Annotated in this window: 17 protein-coding genes; 6 read left to right on the top strand and 11 right to left on the bottom strand. The window is 30.8% G+C overall.

The window, feature by feature from the left end:
* The first annotated feature begins 14 nt into the window (after positions 1 to 14).
* A complete protein-coding gene (gene nth / locus Q0820_RS06790; RefSeq protein WP_298486321.1) occupies positions 15 to 680 on the top strand; it encodes an endonuclease III in 666 nt (221 codons plus the stop codon).
* Between the two features lie 227 nt (positions 681 to 907).
* Here the strand turns inward: nth and Q0820_RS06795 are convergent, their stop codons facing one another.
* The 3 genes from Q0820_RS06795 to Q0820_RS06805 form a co-directional block, all read right to left on the bottom strand.
* Complete coding sequence (locus Q0820_RS06795; protein WP_298486323.1) at positions 908 to 1489, bottom strand: sigma-70 family RNA polymerase sigma factor; 582 nt, start codon at positions 1487 to 1489, stop codon at positions 908 to 910.
* 353 nt (positions 1490 to 1842) lie between these two features.
* Positions 1843 to 1986 (bottom strand): hypothetical protein, encoded by a 144-nt coding sequence (locus Q0820_RS06800; protein WP_298486325.1) that lies wholly within the window; start codon positions 1984 to 1986, stop codon positions 1843 to 1845.
* 75 nt (positions 1987 to 2061) lie between these two features.
* Entirely contained in the window at positions 2062 to 2643 is a 582-nt protein-coding gene (locus tag Q0820_RS06805) for a sigma-70 family RNA polymerase sigma factor (RefSeq protein WP_298486327.1), read from the bottom strand.
* Between the two features lie 248 nt (positions 2644 to 2891).
* Between Q0820_RS06805 and uvrA the strand changes: the two genes are divergently transcribed.
* Both uvrA and Q0820_RS06815 read left to right on the top strand, forming a co-directional pair.
* On the top strand, positions 2892 to 5672 hold the full coding sequence (gene uvrA / locus Q0820_RS06810) for an excinuclease ABC subunit UvrA (protein WP_298486329.1): 2781 nt from the start codon (positions 2892 to 2894) through the stop codon (positions 5670 to 5672).
* A 133-nt stretch (positions 5673 to 5805) separates the two neighbouring features.
* Complete coding sequence (locus Q0820_RS06815) at positions 5806 to 6963, top strand: hypothetical protein (RefSeq protein ID WP_298486330.1); 1158 nt, start codon at positions 5806 to 5808, stop codon at positions 6961 to 6963.
* A 64-nt stretch (positions 6964 to 7027) separates the two neighbouring features.
* Here the strand turns inward: Q0820_RS06815 and Q0820_RS06820 are convergent, their stop codons facing one another.
* The 5 genes from Q0820_RS06820 to Q0820_RS06840 are packed head-to-tail and all read right to left on the bottom strand — an operon-like array spanning position 7028 to position 13458.
* Complete coding sequence (locus Q0820_RS06820; RefSeq protein WP_298486332.1) at positions 7028 to 7978, bottom strand: sugar phosphate isomerase/epimerase; 951 nt, start codon at positions 7976 to 7978, stop codon at positions 7028 to 7030.
* Between the two features lie 6 nt (positions 7979 to 7984).
* A complete protein-coding gene (locus tag Q0820_RS06825) occupies positions 7985 to 9454 on the bottom strand; it encodes a polysaccharide biosynthesis C-terminal domain-containing protein (protein ID WP_298486334.1) in 1470 nt (489 codons plus the stop codon).
* Positions 9454 to 10725 carry a glycosyltransferase family 4 protein gene (locus Q0820_RS06830; protein WP_298486336.1) on the bottom strand — a complete coding sequence of 424 codons (1272 nt, stop codon included), beginning with the start codon at positions 10723 to 10725 and terminating at the stop codon, positions 9454 to 9456. Before Q0820_RS06830 ends, Q0820_RS06825 begins: the two co-directional genes overlap by 1 nt.
* The gene (locus Q0820_RS06835; RefSeq protein WP_298486338.1) at positions 10725 to 13160 is read right to left on the bottom strand and encodes a YfhO family protein; all 2436 of its coding nucleotides are present in this window, start codon (positions 13158 to 13160) and stop codon (positions 10725 to 10727) included. Before Q0820_RS06835 ends, Q0820_RS06830 begins: the two co-directional genes overlap by 1 nt.
* Before the next feature lie 34 nt (positions 13161 to 13194).
* Positions 13195 to 13458, bottom strand: a complete 264-nt coding sequence (locus tag Q0820_RS06840) for a DUF4834 family protein (protein WP_298486340.1) — start codon at positions 13456 to 13458, stop codon at positions 13195 to 13197.
* Between the two features lie 87 nt (positions 13459 to 13545).
* Between Q0820_RS06840 and Q0820_RS06845 the strand changes: the two genes are divergently transcribed.
* The 3 genes from Q0820_RS06845 (at position 13546) to Q0820_RS06855 (ending at position 16584) form a co-directional block, all read left to right on the top strand.
* Entirely contained in the window at positions 13546 to 14646 is a 1101-nt protein-coding gene (locus Q0820_RS06845) for a transporter (RefSeq protein WP_298486342.1), read from the top strand.
* Between the two features lie 129 nt (positions 14647 to 14775).
* The gene (locus Q0820_RS06850; protein ID WP_298486344.1) at positions 14776 to 15387 is read left to right on the top strand and encodes a DEAD/DEAH box helicase; all 612 of its coding nucleotides are present in this window, start codon (positions 14776 to 14778) and stop codon (positions 15385 to 15387) included.
* 78 nt (positions 15388 to 15465) lie between these two features.
* Complete coding sequence (locus Q0820_RS06855; protein WP_298486346.1) at positions 15466 to 16584, top strand: GTP cyclohydrolase; 1119 nt, start codon at positions 15466 to 15468, stop codon at positions 16582 to 16584.
* A 59-nt stretch (positions 16585 to 16643) separates the two neighbouring features.
* Here Q0820_RS06855 and Q0820_RS06860 read toward each other — a convergent pair whose 3' ends face one another.
* The 3 genes from Q0820_RS06860 to Q0820_RS06870 form a co-directional block, all read right to left on the bottom strand.
* On the bottom strand, positions 16644 to 17903 hold the full coding sequence (locus tag Q0820_RS06860) for an aminotransferase class I/II-fold pyridoxal phosphate-dependent enzyme (RefSeq protein ID WP_298486348.1): 1260 nt from the start codon (positions 17901 to 17903) through the stop codon (positions 16644 to 16646).
* A gap of 119 nt (positions 17904 to 18022) precedes the next feature.
* Entirely contained in the window at positions 18023 to 19063 is a 1041-nt protein-coding gene (locus tag Q0820_RS06865; RefSeq protein ID WP_298486350.1) for a PLP-dependent cysteine synthase family protein, read from the bottom strand.
* Positions 19064 to 19128: 65 nt separating this feature from the next.
* On the bottom strand, positions 19129 to 21201 hold the full coding sequence (locus Q0820_RS06870; RefSeq protein WP_298486352.1) for a S9 family peptidase: 2073 nt from the start codon (positions 21199 to 21201) through the stop codon (positions 19129 to 19131).
* Positions 21202 to 21259 lie beyond the last annotated feature (58 nt).

Below are 21259 nucleotides of genomic sequence, written 5' to 3' on the forward strand. Positions count from 1 at the left end.
AAAATAAACCAAATATGACAATAAAGGAAAAGGTTACGTTTGTAATTACTACGCTTAAAGAATTATACCCTACTATTCCTGTACCGTTAGATCACAAAGACCCTTATACCCTATTAATTGCAGTACTCATGTCTGCCCAAAGTACAGACGTTAGGGTAAACAAAATTACGCCGTTACTTTTTGCAAAAGCAGACAATCCTTATGATATGATAAAATTAACGGTAGAAGAAATTAGAGAAATTATAAAACCTGTTGGCCTCTCCCCTATGAAAGCAAAAGGGATTCATGGGCTTTCTAAAATGTTAGTAGAAAACCACAATGGTATTGTTCCTAAAGAAATGGAGATTTTAGAAACTTTCCCTGCTGTTGGTCATAAAACTGCAGGTGTTGTTGTTTCTCAAGCTTTTGGTATTCCTGCTTTTCCTGTAGATACACATATACATAGATTACTATATAGATGGGGTTTTACTAACGGTAAAAATGTAGTGCAAACAGAAAAAGATGCAAAAAGGCTATTTCCAAAAGAATTATGGAATGATCTGCATTTGCAAATAATTTGGTATGGTCGTGATTATAGTCCTGCTAGAGGATGGGACTTGGAAAAAGATGTAATTACAAAAACTATAGGAAGAAAAACAGTCTTAAACGACTATTATAAAAGTAAAAAAGCCCGTAAATAACGGGCTTATATTTTTAGTTTAACAGAATATCAAATTTTAGATCTTCATGTTTTACAGTGTAAAGTGCTCTAGAATAACTTATTAGAAATTCTATAGTTTCTGTACTTGCCTTTACTGGGCTGAATTTTTTTTGGTACTCAAAGTAAATTTTTTCCATATTTCTAATGTTGTTATACAGAGATAACGGCACTAAATTAGAAATATTGCTTATCTACTTTAAAGTAATTTTAACTTGTAAGTACTATATTATTCTTTTCTATAATTTTTCTAAGGTTAATTAATGCATAGCGCATTCTTCCTAAAGCAGTGTTTATGCTTACTCCAGTGTTTTCTGAAATTTCTTTAAAGCTCATATCTTTATAAATACGCATTAATAAAACTTCTTTCTGATCATCTGGTAATTCTTCTACCAATACTCTTAAGTCAGAGTTTACTTGATCCTTAATTAATTGCTTTTCTGCATTTAATTTATCGTCACCAATAACAGAAAAGATATTAAAATCATCGCTCCCCTCAAACATTGGCATTCTTTTGTTTTTTCTAAAGTGATCTATAATTAAGTTATGAGAAATACGCATAACCCATGGTAAAAATTTACCCTCTTCACTATATCTACCTTTTTTTAAAGTCTTAATAACTTTAATAAATGTGTCTTGAAAAATATCTTCCGTTATATCTCTATCTAATACTTTGGAATAGATAAAACTAGTAATACGTTGGTTGTGTCTGTTGATTAATACTTCTAGTGCTTTTTCATCACCGCTAATATAATCTCTTACTAATTCTGAATCTTCAATTTGTACTGACATATGAGTTTTTTTAATTTTTAAGATCAGGGGGCTTTTCTTAGTTAATGGTTATTTTATTTGTTTAATAAAAAATCAACATGATTTCTTAATTACAGTCTAAAACTATATAAAACATAGGCCTTCATAAAAAGTATGTTGTAAAACCCTTACTTTTTGATGTGAAAGTGCTGTTTTCTATTTTTTACACAATATTTTAACCTATGTATAGTTACCAAAGAAGAATTACTAGTAAATACGCGAAACAACGTATTACTTTACAAATAGTACTCTTTATTAATAATAGGAAAGATGTAAATACAAAAAAGCCATTAAGAAATAATCTTAATGGCTTTTAATATATATTGTTATGGTACCTAGTTTAGGTTACTCTCAAATTTTATTCCTTTAGCTTCTGTAACTTTTAAAGACTTTGAGTAGCTTAATAAAAACTGAATCGTTTCTGGTTGCGCCTTTATAAGTTCACATTCTTTTTGTGCTTTAGTGTAAATTTTCTCCATAGTACTTTTGATTTTGTTTCAATAGTAGAACGCTATCATTGCACAATGTAATAAAACTAGTCGACCTTTTACCTATTAATTCGTTAAAACAATATTATACTCTTCAATTATCTTTCTAAGGTTAATTAATGCATAGCGCATTCTTCCTAAAGCTGTATTAATACTTACGCCCGTATTATCAGATATTTCTTTAAAACTCATATCCTTATATATGCGCATTTCTAAAACTTCTTGTTGATCTTTAGGCAATTCCTTAATCAATTGAGAAAGTTCAGAATTAATTTGATCTTTTATAAGTTGTTTTTCAATGTTTAGCTTATCATCACCAATCATAGAAAAAATACTAAAACTATCAGAACCATCAAACTTTGGCATTCTATTCGTTTTTCTAAAGTGATCTATTATTAGGTTATGCGCAATACGCATAACCCATGGCAAAAATTTACCTTCTTCATTATAAGCTCCTCTTTTAAGGGTTCTTATAACTTTCATAAAAGTATCTTGAAAAATATCTTCGGTTACTTCACGGTCACCGACCTTAGAATAAATAAAACCGTTAATACGTTTGTTGTGCTTATTAATAAGAGCTTCTAAAGCTCTTTCGTCGCCATTTATAAATTGCTTTACTAGTAGAGAATCGTCAATTTGTAGTTCCATAGAGATTTACTTTTTAGGGTTAAAATTGGGGGCCTTTTCATATGAAAAGGTCTTTTGGGTACTATTCTAACTTTAAAAAGTAATCTTGTTTCTATAGGCGTATTAACGTTTAGTGTTTGTCAAATATACTAAAAATTAAATGTTAAAAACAAATGACCGTATATAATATATAACTTTTAGCCCCCGAGTTTAATTACTTTGCGTATAAATTAAAGGCATATTGTATCTTTGTTTTTCTAAATTATATCATGTCTGTACTACTAGAAGTTAATCCAAAAGAGAACATCATAATTAAAGGTGCTAAACTGCACAATTTAAAAAACATAGATGTTGTAATTCCACGAAATAAATTGGTAGTAATTACTGGATTATCAGGTTCAGGAAAATCCAGTTTAGCTTTTGATACACTTTATGCAGAAGGGCAAAGACGTTATGTAGAAAGTTTATCATCTTATGCAAGACAGTTTTTAGGAAAACTTAATAAACCAAAAGTAGATTATATAAAAGGTATTGCACCAGCAATAGCTATAGAACAAAAAGTAAATTCTACAAATCCTAGATCTACTGTAGGTACTACTACAGAAATTTATGATTATTTAAAGTTGTTATTTGCTCGTATTGGAAAAACTTATTCTCCTGTTTCTGGTAAACAAGTAAAAAAACATACGGTTACAGATGTGGTTAACCATGTTAAGAGTTATGCCGACAATACCAAATTACTTTTATTAGCTCCTATAACTATTGCAAAAGACAGAGATACTATTAAATCTTTAGAGCTATTTTCTAAACAAGGATATGCTAGAATAAAGTTCAATGACAAGGTTTTACGAATAGACCAAGCTCCAGATAATATTGGAAAAGAGTTTTATTTAGTAATAGATCGTATTATAACAAAAAATGATGAAGATTTTTATAATCGCTTAGCTAATGCTGTAGATACTACTTTTTTTGAAGGTAAAGGAAGTTGTATTATAGAGGATTTAGAAACACAGAAACAAAATTATTTTAGTAATAAATTTGAATTAGACGGAATGTCTTTTCTAGAACCAAACGTACATCTTTTTAGTTTTAACAATCCTTATGGAGCTTGTCCAAAATGTGAAGGTTATGGAGATATTATAGGTATAGATGAAGATTTGGTAATTCCTAATACAGCTCTTTCTATTTATGAAAACGCCATTTTTGCTTGGAGAGGAGAAAGCATGAGTGCCTATAGAGATGATCTAGTGAATGCTGCCTATAAGTTTGATTTTCCTATTCACAAACCTTGGTTTCAACTATCTGAAGAACAAAAACAATTAGTTTGGGATGGCAACTCTTATTTTACTGGGCTCCATGGATTTTTCTCTATGTTAGAAGAAAAGAGTTATAAAATTCAAAACAGAGTAATGCTTTCTAGATATAGAGGAAAGACAAAATGTCCAGTTTGTAAAGGGCGTAGGCTAAGGGAAGAAACCAATTATGTAAAGATAAACGACACATCTATTAACCAACTTGTAAACCTATCCATAGAAAAATTAATTGCTTTTTTCTCTGCATTAAAATTAAATGAACACGATACAAAAATTGCATCTAGACTATTACAAGAAATAAATTCTAGATTAGGCTTTTTAGACAATGTAGGACTTAGTTATTTAACCTTAAACAGAAAATCTAACACCTTATCTGGAGGCGAAAGTCAGCGTATAAATTTAGCAACCTCTTTAGGAAGTAGTTTAGTAGGCTCCATGTATATATTAGATGAACCTAGTATAGGTTTACATCCAAAAGACACCGAAAACCTAATTACTGTGCTACAATCTTTAAGAGACTTGGGTAATACGGTTATTGTTGTAGAACATGATGAAGATATTATGAAAGCTGCAGACCAGGTTATAGATATTGGTCCAAAAGCTGGAACTCATGGTGGTAAAGTAGTAGCCAATGGTACATTAAAAGAGGTATTAAAAACAGATTCTTTAACTGCAAGCTACCTTAATGGTTCTATGTCTATAGAAATTCCTAAAAAGAGAAGACCATACGCTAATTATATAGAAATTAAAGGAGCAAGAGAAAATAATCTAAAAAATATAGATGTACTCTTCCCTTTAAATATACTTACTGTTGTAACTGGTGTTTCTGGTAGCGGAAAAAGTACTTTAGTTAAGAAGCTATTGTATCCAATACTTTTAAAAGAAGTAGGTGGTTATGGTGAAAAAGCTGGACAATTTACTAGTGTAGAAGGAAAATATAAAGATATAAAGCACGTAGAATTTGTAGACCAAAATCCTATTGGTAGATCCTCTAGGTCTAACCCTGTTACTTACATAAAAGCTTATGATGATATTCGTAGCTTGTTTGCTGGACAAAAATTAAGTAAAATTAGAGGATACCAAGCCAAACATTTTTCTTTTAATGTAGATGGGGGCCGATGTGAAAAATGTAAAGGCGATGGTGAAATTACTGTAGAAATGCAGTTTATGGCCGATGTGCATTTAGAATGTGATGTATGTAATGGGAAACGTTTTAAGAAAGAAGTTTTAGAAGTAAAATTTGAAAACGCTAATATAGACGATGTCTTAACCATGACAATAGATGATGCTATTGCATTCTTTAAAATCCATGAGCAAAATAAAATAGTAAATAAATTACAACCTTTACAAGATGTAGGCTTAGGCTATGTAACTTTAGGACAATCCTCTTCTACCCTTTCTGGTGGAGAGGCACAACGTATTAAACTCGCATCTTTCTTAGTTAAAGGAAAAACAAAAGACAAAGCCTTATTTATTTTTGATGAACCCACCACTGGTTTACATTTTCATGATATTAAAAAACTACTAAAATCTTTTACAGCTTTAATAGAAAAAGGACATTCTATTGTGGTAATTGAGCATAATATAGAACTAATTAAATGTGCAGATTATATTATAGATTTAGGATTAGAAGGTGGTGATAATGGCGGACAATTAATTGCTCAAGGTACTCCAGAAGAGGTTGCAAAAAGTAAAAAATCTATCACCGCCCCTTATCTAAAAGAAAAATTAGTATAATTAAATTTTTATAAAATATATTTTAAATTATTGATTATCAGTAATTTAAAATAATTTATATATTTTTGGCACGCTGTTTGGTATGTACTAAGGGAATGTAAATAGTTACATTCAGAATTTAAAACCTTATATCATGAGAAAATTAGTACTCCTTTTTACAGCGATTGTTTTAGGTACATTAAGTAGCTACGCTAGTACAACTGATGATAAGGTTGCAACACGCAATGCTTATCAATACAACAACTCTTTTATTTTTGTAGAAAATGGCATTACGTTTTCTGTATTCCCAGATGGCGAATTCGATTTTTATATAGATAACCGTTTAGGAAGAACCAATAGAAATATAACATTTAACTCTGGTTACGATTATAGTCCTTACGCACAATATGATGATTACGGTGCTGTAATACAAGTAGAAAATGTTCCTATCTATTATGATTACTACGGGCGTGTTTCTAACATAGGTAATGTAGATATTGCGTATAGAAACGGACGAGTATTTAGAGTTGGTGGTATGCATGTATACTATAACCAAAGAGGAATTTTTAACTACCATACTGGTTACATTAATAGATTTAATAGAACCTATGTTTTTAGACCTTTTCACAGGCTGTTTTTAAGACCTTCTATTAATTTATGTTTAGTATATAATAGACCTTACAGAAGGTATTACACTCCTACTCGTTATACGTATTATAGACCGTATAGACATAATACAAGAAGAGTGTACGCTAAAATTGGACGTGAACACAGGTACAATAAAATGCGAAATACTAGATCTAAAGTTTATAGAAATGACAAAAGAGTTGCTGTACGTTCTAATACTTCTAGAAGTAGAAGCACAAATAGAAACATTACTCCTAGAGTAAACAGAAACAACAAAACTTCTATAAAAAGAAGTACAGCGCAAAGAGGTAATACTAAAACTTATAGAAGCAATTCTGGAAGAAATACAGTTACAAAAAGACAGGTAACAAGAACCCCTAGAAGTACTACGGTAACACGTACTACTAAAACGTATAAAAAACCAGTAACAAGAAATACTGGAAGAAATATAATAACAAAAAATAGTCGTCAGAGTAAGGCTATACAAAGACCTACTCAAAGAAGCTATAGAAGTTCTGGTATCTCATCAAGAAATACTACAAAACAAAGAACTATTAGTAAAATGCCTACTAGAAGTAGAAATACAGTTTCAAGAAGTAGTAGTTCTAATAGAGTAACTAAAGCTCCTTCTAGAAGCTCAAGAAGCAATAAAAGAACTGTAACTACAAGAAGTAGCAGAAGATAATAAAGAAAGTTTTTAGGTTGGTTGTAAACCCCGTAACAGATTTATATGTTATGGGGTTTCTTTTTTATGCATTTTTCCACAAAGTATTAATAGTTTTTAAATCTTTTTTCATAGCATCATAAACAACTTTTTTATCTACTATAATCTTACTCTTCCCTTTCTCTGCTCCTCCTAAATCATATTCTAGATGTAATGAAACTGGCGGTTTTATACCATACTTTTTTAACAGCTTAAAATAAGCGTCAAAATCTATCATACCTTCCCCTATTGGTACATTAACAAGTTTCCATTTACCTTTTACTTGCGCCCATTTAAAATCTTTAAGCACTATAGTTTTTATATAAGGATGCAATAATGCTAATCCATTTTTCCAAGACACGCCTCCTTCCACGGTTGCATGCCTAATATCATACTGTACACCAAAATAATTAGGATCTACTGTTTCCAATATTTTTTTAACTTCCCAGAATGAGCCTCCAATTTTTAAACCTGCATGGTTTTGATAACAACCAACAATACCAGCTTCTCTATTTAAAACTCCTAACTTTTGTATTCCTTCTGTATAAAAAGCTAAAGAGTCTTCCATAGAAATTTCTTCTTTATAGGTAAACCAATTGGATCTATAAAACTTTACACCTTCTTTGGCAGCAGTTTTAATAACTGCAATATCAATTTGCTTAGATGCATTCTCTATAGCCGTTGTAATCATTTTACATGAAGAGCCTCCTTTTTTAATTGCTGCTATAGCTTTTGGAAGATCCTTTTCTACATTAGAAGGCAATACATGACCTTTTGGCCTCACTGTTAAATCTACACCAGAAAACCCCATTTCCGCAGCCATTTCTCCTGTGGCTTCATAATCTAAAAACTGAAGGTGTTTAGAAAAAATAGAAACGTCTAAATCCGTATTCAAATCTACTACTGCGTTAAATAAAGGGTTGGCTAAACTATTAAAAGGCATTGCTCCTATAACGCCTAAAGCAGTGAGTTTAACAAAGTCCCTTCTTGTTTTCATAATTATTTATTTTGACGGATATATCTTTTTTAAAAACTGATTAATCAATTCAGTAATATCCTCAGATACATTAAACTTATACAGTATACCAAGATAAATGAACACCAATAAAACACTCTTAACTAGTATAGCCAAAATTGGATGAAATGGAAATGGAATAAAATAAAAAAACGCACCCAACCCAATAAGAATGCTAAATATTAAAAAGGTTTTTTTGGACAAAGGATTCATATTAAACTTCTTTTTTACAAAAAATAATTTAATCGTATTGTATATAAAAAAAGCTATAAAACTTGCTATAGCCGCTCCTATTAGTCCGTATTTAGGAATTAACCATAAATTAAATAATATAATAAGAATTGCCAAAAAAACTCCTAAAAACAAAACCGTTTTATAATAATTAGAGTTATATAATATAGAGTTATTATTACCTAATAAAGCATCATAAACTTTTATCATTCCTAACCAAAGAACAATAATAAAACCAGCAGCGTAACTCTCTGGCAAAAAGTAATATATATCTTCTAGGTTTAGTATTAATAAAAGAAATAATAATCCCGCAATACTAAAAAGTGTTAAGGAAGATTTTTTGTAAAGTTTATCTAATTCTCCAAAGTTTTTACTGTTTAATAATTCTGCAGTTAATGGGTAGGTAATTTGATGCATTGCTCTAGAAGGCACTGCAATTACAGATGCCATAAAACCAGCAACAGTATAATAGGCTACGTTTTCAATTTTTATATACTGATTTATCATTATTTTATCTACATCTAATAAGAGCATAGCTGTAGAGCCTCCAAGTATAATTAAACCGCTATACGATACTATTTCTTTCATGTTTTGGGGTATCGTAAAATTAATTGCAGGCATTCGCAATCTAAAAGCATAGATTTTCATAACCACCATACGAAGAATATTTACCCCAACTAATAAAAGTAAAAAGGTATCCACGGTAATACACTTAAAATAAAGAAGTCCTAGAAATATAGTAGCGCCCAACCTACAAAAAACTTCTTTTAAAAAGTTTCCAAAAGTAGATTTCATATGAATTTTTCCCCAGGCAAAGAAAATTTCGAAATAGGTTATAGCAAGTGCCATAAAAAAAATGTACCATACATAATTTCTAACCAGTTCATTTTTCTTAGATAAAAAATCTGCAATTAAGTCATTAGCCACATAGGATAAAACACCAATAGGAATTATGAGTACTAATGGCAAAAATAACATTAAAGTTAAAAAACCTTCTTGCTCTTTTTTTTTACTAAAACTACTATAAAACTTAACTAAAGTATTAGGAACACCAAATGCCATTATTGGCATAATAACAGAAGCTGATGAAAAAATTACCTGTACTAAACCAAAGTATTCATCAGTTAAAAAATTAGTGTACAAAAACATTACATTAATTGCACCTAAAGCAAAACCTATATAGGTTACAATGGTATTACTAATTGCTTGTTTTTTAACTATTCCCATTAAAGATGCTTGGCTAATTGTTCTGTTAATGCCCTACGACTATACTTTTCTATACCATTAGAAGTACTTTTTAATCCCGTATTAAGATACAAGTTAAACCATTTTAGAATAATCTCTTTTATTTTATCCTTACTATCATAGGTAAAAGCTTCTCCTGCACTGGTATTTTCTATTAATTGTCCAACTTCCCAATCTTTAGGTCCCACGCCAAGAATAGGCCTTTTAGCTGCAAAGTATTCAAAAACTTTTCCTGGTATTATTCCTTTGGTTTCTTCTGAATTAATTTCTACTAAAAGTAATACTTGCGATTTTCTTTGAAAAACAACAGCATCATTATGAGATAAATACCCAATAATTTCGGTATTATTAACAAGTTTGTATTTTTTTATATTCTCTAGAACATCATCACTAACAACACCTACTAATTGTAAAGAAAATAAATTTTTAAAATTTTCATTTTCAGAAAGTAATTCTGATAATGCTTTCCATAAATTATCAGGGTCTCTACCGGTTAATAAAGAACCTATGTGCGCTATTGTAAATTTAGAGTCTAATTGTACTTCCTGTGCAATTTTTAAATCATAACCATTTGTAATTACTTCTATTGGTTGTGATGTTATAGTCTTAAATTCTTTTTTTGTTGTAGCACTTGTAACTATAATTTTATCGGCTGTATTTAAAACTTCATTTTCTAAATACTCATGCTTTTTTTTAGAAGCATTTGTAAGTTTTAATTTTTTATGGTAACCTATGGTTGTCCAGGGGTCTCTAAAATCTGAAATCCATGTAATATTTAATTTTTTCTTTAAACCCAAACCAATTAAATGCACACTATGTGGTGGCCCTGTAGTAATAATTGTTTCTATTTTTTCCTTTTTAATAACATCTTCTAAAAAAGAAATAGAAGGTTTCACCCAAAATTTACGAGCGTCTGGAATAAATAAATTGCCTCTAACCCATAGAAAGGTTTTTTCTAAAAACGATTGCTTTTTAGTCTGAATTAATCCAGAACTAATCCTTTTTGTTTTTTTGGATGAAAAGATACTTGCCAATTTATAAGGCTCAAAAATGGCATTTTTATAAATAGTAATTCCTTCAGGAATTTCATTTAAAAGGCTAGCATCTTCTATAGGGTAATGCGGATTTTCTGGAATATAAAGAACAGGTTCTATATTAAAATCTCTTAGATATGTAATGAATTTTAGCCAACGCTGCACTCCTGGCCCACCAGCTGGCGGCCAATAATATGCTATTATCAGCACTTTTTTCATTACACTTTTTCCTTTTTTCTAGAACGCCAAAAAGTAAAACCTATTCCTAGTATTATTAAGAACCCTAGTAATGAAGAACTTGCTAAGGCAATTGTACTACCGTCTTTTACAACTTTAGGTTCAAATTTAAATTCTATTTTATGTTCCCCTTCTGGTATTTTTAATGCTCGCAAAACATAATCCACTTTAAAATGGTCTGTTAAAACGCCGTCTATATAAGCATTCCAACCATTACTATAATACATTTCAGAAAATACAGCTACACCTGCATTTTCATTTTTAGAAATATAGGTTAAATGATTTAGTTTATAATCTTTAAGTTGAATTGTTGTTGTAGAATCTGTTTGAAAAGTGAATCTATTTATATTTGGGAAATTTGAAGTATTAAAAATAGCTTCATTCTTATTATCTAAAGTTTCTAATCCCTGTATTTCTTCATTTGCTGTAGTAACAGGTACAAGCTTTTTAATAAACCATGCATTACCATTTGCATCTGGGTTTACTGCTGGGTAACTTTTCCCCTCTTCATCTTGCTGCACTACATATTTTACATTAAGCATGTTTAACACGCCTACTTTACCTTTATAAATATGAAAATCGAATAAATCTTGAATACCAGCAGGTTTAGCTGCATGATACCCTCCTATAGATTTATGAAAATATGAAGTACGAGCACCATTTAATCCCTCCTGAGGATCATACACCCTGTAATTCCCTTCATCCTTAGCAATTTGCTTATCTACAGCTGTTTGCCTAAAAGGTTCATTCATTTGCCTTTTACTAACAAAGTCCTCTTTATTTACATAACGCTTATCTACCCCTACTAAATCTACTAGAATTAAAACCCCTAATCCTAAAACAAGAAGATTTTCTTTTACCCTTCCTTTAATATATAGCCATAATGCTACTGATGCTAGAGCTACAAATAAAAGAGAACGCAACGTATCATTCGTATATACAGCTTCTCTATCCAGTTTAATCAATGCCATTAATTCATTGCCGTAATTTTGTTTTATAAAAGCATCATCACCACCAGAGAAATTAAACATTCCTTTAAAGAGTAACAAACCAATTAAAATAGAAACTACCGAAATTGCTGAAATTTTTAAAGCATTTATTTTTTTTGCCGATGTAATCTTATTTTTAAACAGCTCATTAACCGCTAAAACAGCTAAAACTGGTGCACATAACTCTAGAATAACTTGTATGGAAGAAACTGCCCTAAATTTATCATATAGCGGAAAATAGTCTATCATAAAATCAGTCAATAGACTAAAATTCTTTCCCCAAGATAAAATTAAAGACATGATTGTACCACCTAATAACCACCATTTTGCTTTGCGTTGTACTATAAATAATCCTACTATAAATAAGAAAAAAATAACTGCTCCAATATATGCTGGTGCAGCTACACCTGGCTGGTCTCCCCAGTATAAAGGTAACCTACTAGAAAAAGATATTGCTTGTGTTCTTGTTATTCCTTGATCCGTTAAAAAATTAAATGTTTTAGAGCTTTCTCCTAAATCTTCTCCATTAGAACCTCCAAATAACCTAGGAACAAAAATATTTAAAGACTCTACAATACCATAACTGTATTGGGTAATATATTCTTTACTAAGTCCGCCCTTATTTTCTTTTGGAGAGCCATCAGGGTTTACCGTAAGTTCAGATTTTCCTCTGGTGCTCCAATCTGCATATTCCTTAGTAGCCATTAAACCAGTAGCATTTGTAGCAATACCAAGTGCAACTGCTAGTAATAATATTCCTATTGAAATTGCAAAGTGTTTAAACTTCTTTTTAAGAATAGCGTTTACAAAATAAACAGCTCCCATAATTAATATTAAGAGCATACAATAATAGGTCATTTGGTAATGGTTTGCACCTACTTCTAAAGCCATTGCAATTGCAGTAAGTATAAAACCTCCAATGTATTTTTTTCTAAAAACTAAAACAATACCTCCTAACAACATAGGCAAATAGCCAATAGCGTGTGCCTTGGCATTGTGCCCTACGCCAAGGATTATAATTAAATAGGTAGAAAAACCAAATGCTAATGCTCCCAAAGCAGCCAATCTATAATCAACCTTAAGGCAACATAAAAGAATATAAAAGCCTAAAAAATAAACAAATAAATAATCTGCAGGACGTGGTAAAAAACGAATTAAATTATCAAGCTTCTTTACGTAATTATGAGGATAATATGCCCCTAATTGAAAAGTAGGCATACCACCAAAAGCGCTATTAGTCCAGTACGGTTCTTCTCCAGTAACTTTTCTAAAGTTATTCTGTTCTTTTGCCATACCTGTATACTGTACAATGTCCGATTGTTGTATAACTTTTCCTTGCAAAACAGGATTAAAGTAAAGCAAAGCTGCTACTACAAAAAAAACAAGAACAAAAAAATGCACAAAAAGTGCTTTAAAACCTAATTTCATTAAAATAAGATAGTCGTTAGTACTGTAAAGATAGTTACTCTACTTCTTCAAAATCTATATATTCTCCAACTTTTTTACTGTTACTCCTCTTTTTAGTTGTTTTTTTATCAATTATAACATCTCCTATAGGGTCTTCTTTAACAGTGTTTTGTTGCGAAAAATCGTTCATTTTCTCTTTAAAGTGAGCTTCGGTCTTTTTTGCCGCATACCTTAAAATATTAGGAGCAAACCATTTTGCTACTATTTTAAATAAATAATAGAATAATAGAATAAATAAAATTGTCTTTAAAAATGCCATTTAATTTGTAAAAATTTATATCAAAAATACAATTCTAGCGTTGTACTTACTGAGCAAAAGTCTTAAAAAAATACTAAAACCATAACTATGGCAAGTTCTTTTGAACAAAAAAATCTAAAAATAACAATATTTGCAATCCTTTTTGCAATTCCTTTTTTAGGTATTTCGCAATATACTAATGTTATAAACTCCAATAGACCAGGGCAATCTGTGAGTGCTTTTGCTGTTGGTAAAAACGTTGTTCAGTTAGAAGCTGGTTTACTCTATGAACAACAGGACCACAGCCTACTAAACACACAATCTAATATTTGGGCTACAGAATTTTCATTACGCTATGGCTTACTTTTTGAACGTTTAGAAATAAACTGGGAAGGTATATTCCAAAATCAAGATATAACTTTTGCGAATAACGGTACAGAAGATTCGTATACCAATTTTTCTAGAAACCGTATAGGTTTAAAATTTTTAGTATTTGACCCTTTTATAAATCCTAAAAGAGCTAACCCTAATTTATATAGCTGGAAAGCTAATAACAAATTTATCTTAGATAATTTAGTGCCTGCTATTTCTGTATATGCTGGTGTAAATTATTTATTTGGAGACAACCCTTTCTATGTTGGAGACCCTAACTTATCCTATAGAGCTATGGTTGCTACACAAAGTAGACTAACTCCTAGGTTTGTCTTAATTACTAATTTTGCATACGATCGTATAAGTACCGATTTTCCTGAAATGAGTTATTTAGTATCCTTATCTCATGCATTTAGAAACCCTAAATGGAGTGTTTTTATAGAAAACCAAGGAATTAAAAGTGACCGTTATGCAGATAACCTTCTTAGAGGAGGTGTTGCACACTTACTTAGCGAAAGATTGCAAGCAGATATTAACTTAGGTGCAAGTTTTAAAAATACACCTTCTAGAGTTTTTATTTCTTTAGGAGCTTCTTATAGATTTGATTTTCATAAAGACCCTGAGGTTTCTATAGATGAGCAAAAGGCTGGAAAAAATGGAGGTCCTATTAAAAAGAACTCTATGAAAAAGAAGAAAAAAGAAAAAAATAAAGGCTCAGGTGCAGAAGATATTGACCTAGGTCCTTCTAAAAAGCAATTAAAGAAATTAAAAAAAGAAGAAAAGAAAAAAGCTAAAAACAAGAAAAAAGAAAAAGAGGATGGTGTTATTGAGTTTTAATTTAGAAGAATAAACCCAATCATTTTTTAAATTCATTTAGTAAGAAGAACACAGGTAGTTATACATTTCAACTATCTTTGTTCTTCTATCATTTTATACAGATAGGTAATTATTTTAAACTCAAAGTAAATGCCATTTAAAAAACTTCATGCCTCTCTAAAAGAGGCCTTAGAAAGATTAGAAATAGAATCTGCAACTGCTTTTCAAAAAAATGCAATTCCTAAAATAAAGAGTGGCGCAAATATATTTGGTATTGCTCCTAAAGATAGTGGTAAAACTACAGCCATGATTATTAACACTTTACAGAAATTACAATGTAAAGCGGAAGGGGATGCTCCAAGAGCCATAGTAATAATTGAAAATAAAAAACAAGCGCAAGAACTACATTCTAAATTTTTAGAATTTACAAAATATACAGACCTTAGAGTTTATATGGGGTACGAAGAACTACATATAGATATTCAAAAATCTGAAATTTATATGGGGATTGATATTCTCATTAGCACACCAAAAAACCTTCAAAAATTATTTTTAACAAATGGTGTTAGTATATCACAATTAAAAATATTTTTTGTTGATGATGCAGATTTTCTATTACAACGTAAAGAAATTACTTCTTTAACCACAACATCAGAAAGCATAAAAAAATGCCAGTATATAATACTAGCAGAAAAATTAAACCCAAAGTTAGATCGGTTAAAAGATTATTTTATGACTAATTCTACAGTCATAAAAATCTAAAAAAACTTAGTATAATAAATCTGTTATTACTATTGGTTATTTGTACTTTTACCATTTATGCTATATTAACAAAATGTCATGATAATCTTAAAGGAAGCTACAACTAAAGGAGATTTAAAGAAATTTGTAAAATTTCCTTTTAGCATTTACAAAGATTGCAAACAGTGGGTTCCTCCTATTATTAATGACGAACTAGATAGCTTTAACAAAGACAAAAACCCAGCTTTTAAAGATGCAGAAGCTCGTTTTTTCCTTGCTTATAGAAATGATACAATAGTAGGCCGTATTGCCGCAATTGTAAATTGGATAGAAATAAAACAACAACGTATAAAAAAAATGCGTTTTGGTTGGTTTGATTTTGTAGATGATACAGAAGTCTCAGAAGCACTTTTAAACAAAGTAAAAGAAATAGGTCAAGAGTATAAACTAGAATATATGGAAGGGCCTGTAGGCTTTTCTAATTTAGACAAAGTTGGTGTTTTAATTGAGGGATTTTCTGAAATGGGAACCATGATAACTTGGTATAACCACGCCTACTACCAAGAGCACTATGAACGTTTAGGGTTTGTAAAAGAAAAAGAATACATGGAAAATCGTTTTCCTTTTTCTAATGCAGACCCAAAGTTTTTTACAAAAGTAGATTCATTAGTACAGGCTAGATACGGTGTTAAACCTCTAAGTTTTACAAAAACAGAAGAGGTTATGCCTATGGCAGATAAAATGTTTGATTTATTTAACGAAACCTATTCGCAATTATCATCATTTGTTCCTATTACTGAAATTCAAAAAGCATATTTCAAAAAAAAATATATAAGCTTTATAAATCCTGAATACATTAAATTCATTTTAGATAAAGATGATAAACTAATAGCTTTTGGCATAGTAATGCCTTCTTTTTCTAAAGCGCTACAAAAAACAAAAGGTAAATTATTCCCTTTTGGTTTTTATCACTTATTAAAAGCAAAAAAACATAGCAAAGATGTTATTTTTTATTTAATTGGAGTATTACCCGAATATCAAAACAAAGGTGTTACTGCGGTTATGTTTAATCAATACCACAAGACTTTTAGTGAAAAAGGAATTGTTAATTGTATACGAACCCCTGAATTAGAAGACAATGTTGCCATAAAACAAATATGGAAACATTTTAAACCAGAAATTTACAAACGAAGAAGAACTTACAAGAAAGACTTATAACACAAAACCCCTAAAGTAACTATACTTTAGGGGTTTTTATTTATTTGTATAAAAAAGTACTATTCTCCCATAGCTGCAGAAACAGCCGCAGAAAGTCTTTTATAAGTTCCATTCTCTAAGCGCTCTCTGATAGCAGAAAAAGCTAATAAGGTTTCTTCTACATCTTGTAAAGTATGTGTAGCAGTAGGTATTAAACGTAATAATATTAATCCTTTAGGAATTACTGGATAAACAACTATAGAACAGAAAATTCCATGATTTTCTCTTAAGTCTTTCACCAAAGCCATAGCTTCTGGTATACTACCGTTTAAATATACCGGAGTTACACAACTTGTAGTAGTTCCAATATCAAAACCTTTTTCTTTTAAACCAGATTGCAATGCATTAACATTTTCCCAAAGCTTCGCTTTAAGTTCTGGTTGCGTACGCAACATATCTAAACGTTTTAATGCTCCCTTTACATATACCATTGGCAATGATTTAGCAAACATTTGCGAACGCAAATTATATTTCAAGTAATTTATAATTTCCTGATCTGCAGCTACAAAAGCACCAATACTAGCCATAGATTTTGCAAAAGTTGCCAAGTACACATCTATTTGATCTTGTACTCCTTGCTCTTCTCCTGCTCCTGCTCCTGTTTTTCCTAAGGTTCCAAAACCATGAGCATCATCTACTAATAATCTGAAATTAAATTTTTTCTTTAAAGCAACAATTTCTTTTAGTATTCCTTGTTCGCCACGCATTCCAAAAACACCTTCAGAAATAACTAGAATTCCTCCTCCAGTTTGTTCTGCCATTTTTGTTGCTCTTTCTAAGTTTTTTTCTAAACTATCAGGATCATTATGCACAAAAGTAAAACGCTTACCCATGTGCAAACGCACTCCATCTATTATACATGCATGGCAATCTACATCATAAACAATAATATCGTCTTTAGTAACCAAAGCGTCTATTACAGACATAAAACCCTGGTAACCAAAATTTAAAAGGTAGGAAGCTTCTTTTTGAGAAAAAGCTGCTAATTCGTTCTCTAATTGCTCATGAAACTCTGTATGCCCACTCATCATTCTTGCTCCCATAGGGTAAGCTGCACCATGCTCTAGAGCTGCTTCTCCATCTACCTTTTTTATTTCAGGAAGATTTGCAAGTCCTAAATAATCATTTATACTCCAAGTAATTACATCTTTTCCTTGGAATTTCATTCTATTAGATATTGGGCCATCTAATTTTGGAAAAACAAAATATCCTTCCGCCTGTGAAGCCCATTTTCCTAAAGGCCCTTTATTCTCAATAATTCTCTCAAATAAGTCTCTCATCGCATTAAGTTGGTTCTACCTGCAAAAATAAAGATTTTTACTAAGGTTTCATAAAATATTAGAAAACAAAAAAACAGCAACCTAAAAGTTGCTGCTTTTATATAATTTAAAGTTTCTTGTTATTTAATAAATTGTATTTCTTGTGGTTGTTCTTCAGCCTGCTTGTTTAAAAAGCCTTGTGCTTCCATCCACTGGTCGCTGTACACCTTACTCATATAACGCGATCCATGATCAGGAAAAATTACAACAACATTACTATCTTTTGTAAACTCCCCTTCCTTACTCAACTGTTTTACAGCTTGCATAACAGCCCCACTAGTATAGCCAACAAATAAACCGTCTGTTTTAGCTATAGTCCTAGCCATATGTGCACTTTCCTCATCCGTAACTTTTATAAATTTGTCTATTACCGAAAAATCTGTTGCAGTAGGAATTAAGTTTTTTCCTAATCCTTCTATTCTGTAAGGGTAAATTTCTTCTTGATCCACCTTTCCTGTTTCATGATAACTTTTTAAAACAGAACCGTAAGCGTCTACTCCAATAACTTTTACATTAGGGTTTTGCTCTTTTATATATTTTCCCGTTCCAGAAATTGTACCTCCAGTTCCACTACAAACCACTAAATGAGTAATATTTCCATTTGTTTGGTTCCAAATTTCTGGACCAGTAGATTTGTAATGCGCATCTGCATTTAACTGATTAAAGTACTGGTTAATATATACAGAATCCTTTGTTTCTTTATGTATTTTTTTTGCAACTTCGTAATAAGAACGTGGGTCGTCTGCGCTTACATGAGCTGGACAAACGTACACAACTGCTCCCATTGCCCTTAGCATATCTATCTTATCTGGAGAAGATTTAGAACTAACTGCTAATATGCATTTATAACCTTTTATGATACTTACCATAGCAATACTAAATCCTGTATTACCAGAGGTTGTTTCTACTATTGTACTTCCTTTTTTTAATATACCTTTACGTTCTGCTTCTTCAATTATATGATTAGCTATACGGTCTTTAGAAGAATGTCCTGGATTAAAAGATTCTACTTTAGCGTAAAAATTACCTGTAAAGTCTTTAGCTACTTTATTAAGCTTAACAAGGGGGGTATTTCCTACTAACTCTAGGATATTATTATAAGCATTTATCTTATTTTCCATAAAATGGTTTCTAAGTTCATGAACTAGTCAAAATATATTTTTAACAAAATTCAGCTACAAAATTACTATTTTTTTTGACTTTTTGGCGTTTTCCCTTCTAAATCTAATATAAATGCATATTCTTGGGCTACTTCTTTTAGAGATTCAAACCTTCCTGAAGCTCCTCCATGACCAGCATCCATATTAATTTGAAAAATTAAAATATTAGAATCTGTTTTTAACTCTCTAAGCTTTGCTACCCATTTTGCAGGCTCAAAATATTGTACTTGCGAGTCATGCAACCCTGTTGTTACTAAAATGTTAGGATATTTTTGTTTTGTAATATTATCATAAGGAGAATAGTCTTTCATATAATCATAATACTTCTTATCATTAGGGTTACCCCATTCATCATACTCTCCTGTTGTTAGCGGTATAGAATCGTCTAACATCGTTGTTACTACATCTACAAATGGCACCGATGCAATTATACCATTATATAATTCTGGAGCCATATTCATTACAACTCCCATTAACAAGCCCCCTGCAGAACCACCCATTGCATATAAATGATTCTTACTTGTATACTTATTCTCTATTAAGTATTTAGAACAATCTATAAAATCTGTGAACGTATTTTTCTTTTTAAGGAGCTTACCGTCTTCATACCATTGCCTTCCCAAATACTCCCCTCCTCTTATATGTGCAATTGCGAATATAAATCCACGATCTAATAAACTTAAACGTATACTTGAAAAATACGGGTCTATAGTAGATCCATAAGAACCATAAGCATATTGTAAAACAGGAGTGTCTTCATGTATCTTGGTATCTTTATGATATACAATAGACATAGGCACTTTTACCCCATCTCTTGCAGTTGCCCAAATTCTTTTAGAAATATAATTTTCTTTAGAAAATTTACCTCCTAACACCTCTTGTTCTTTTTGCACCACTTCTTCCTTGGTATCCATATTAAAATCTATAACCGAACTTGGTGTTGTCATAGAATTATACCCATATCTTAAAATAGAAGTATCATAGTCTGGATTTGTGCCTACGTATGCAGTATACGTTTCATCATTAAAAGGTAAATAATAACTATTTGTGTTATCCCATCTTATAATTTTAATAGCATTTAATCCGTTTTCTCTTTCAGATAAAACATAGTACTCTTTAAATATATCTACATCTTCTAAAAGCACTTCTTTTCTATGTGGTATAAATTCTTGCCAATACTCATGAGAAGTTTTTTCTTCACTAACTTTCATAAGTTTAAAATTGGTTGCCTGATCTTTATTAGTTAACACATAAAAACAATTCTCAAAATGAGAAATTGAATATTCTAAACCTCTAACTCTAGGCGAAAAAATTACAAACTCTCCCCCTGGAGTATCTGCATTTAAGGTTCGCATCTCGGTAGTTAATGTACTGTAAGAGATTATCACTATATACTTTTTAGATTTTGTCTTGTACACGCCAACCCCAAAAGTATCGTCCTTTTCATGAAAAACTAAAACATCTTCTTTTGTATCTGTATTAAAAGTATGCTTGTATACTTTATCGGAACGCAATGTAACACTGTCCTTTTTAGTATAGAAAAAGGTTTTATTGTCATTTGCCCAAACAGCTCCTCCCGTGGTATCTTCTATTTTGTCTGCGTAAATTTCTCCCGTCACAAGATTTTTAACTTGTAACGTATACTGCCTTCTAGAAACAGTATCTACTCCAAAAACAGCTAAATTATTATCTGGGCTTATAGATATTCCTCCAATTTTAAAATACTCATGTCCTTTAGCCATCTCATTGCCATTAAACATAATTTCTTCTGCAGCGTCTAAAGTCTCTTTATGTCTAGAAAATATAGGATACTCTTTTCCTTTTTCATACCTAGTTACATACCAATAACCATTTTTCTTATATGGTACAGAAGAATCATCTTCCTTTATTCTTCCTTTCATTTCCAAAAAGAGTTCTTCTTGAAAATCTTTTGTATGCGCTGTTAAAGAGTCATAATAAGAATTTTCATCCTTTAAATATTTTAAAACATCTTTATCCTCCTTATCATTCAACCAATAGTAATTATCTATCCTAACATCATCATGTTTAATTAATTCTTTAGGTATTTTTTTTACTGTTGGAATATTAACTTTAGCCATACGTATCTATTTCATTTTAAAAAGAAAGATGCAAAAGTAATACTATTTAAAAATCTAA

It is taken from the genome of uncultured Maribacter sp., assembly GCF_947495965.1.
In the GTDB taxonomy this organism is placed as follows: domain Bacteria; phylum Bacteroidota; class Bacteroidia; order Flavobacteriales; family Flavobacteriaceae; genus Maribacter_B.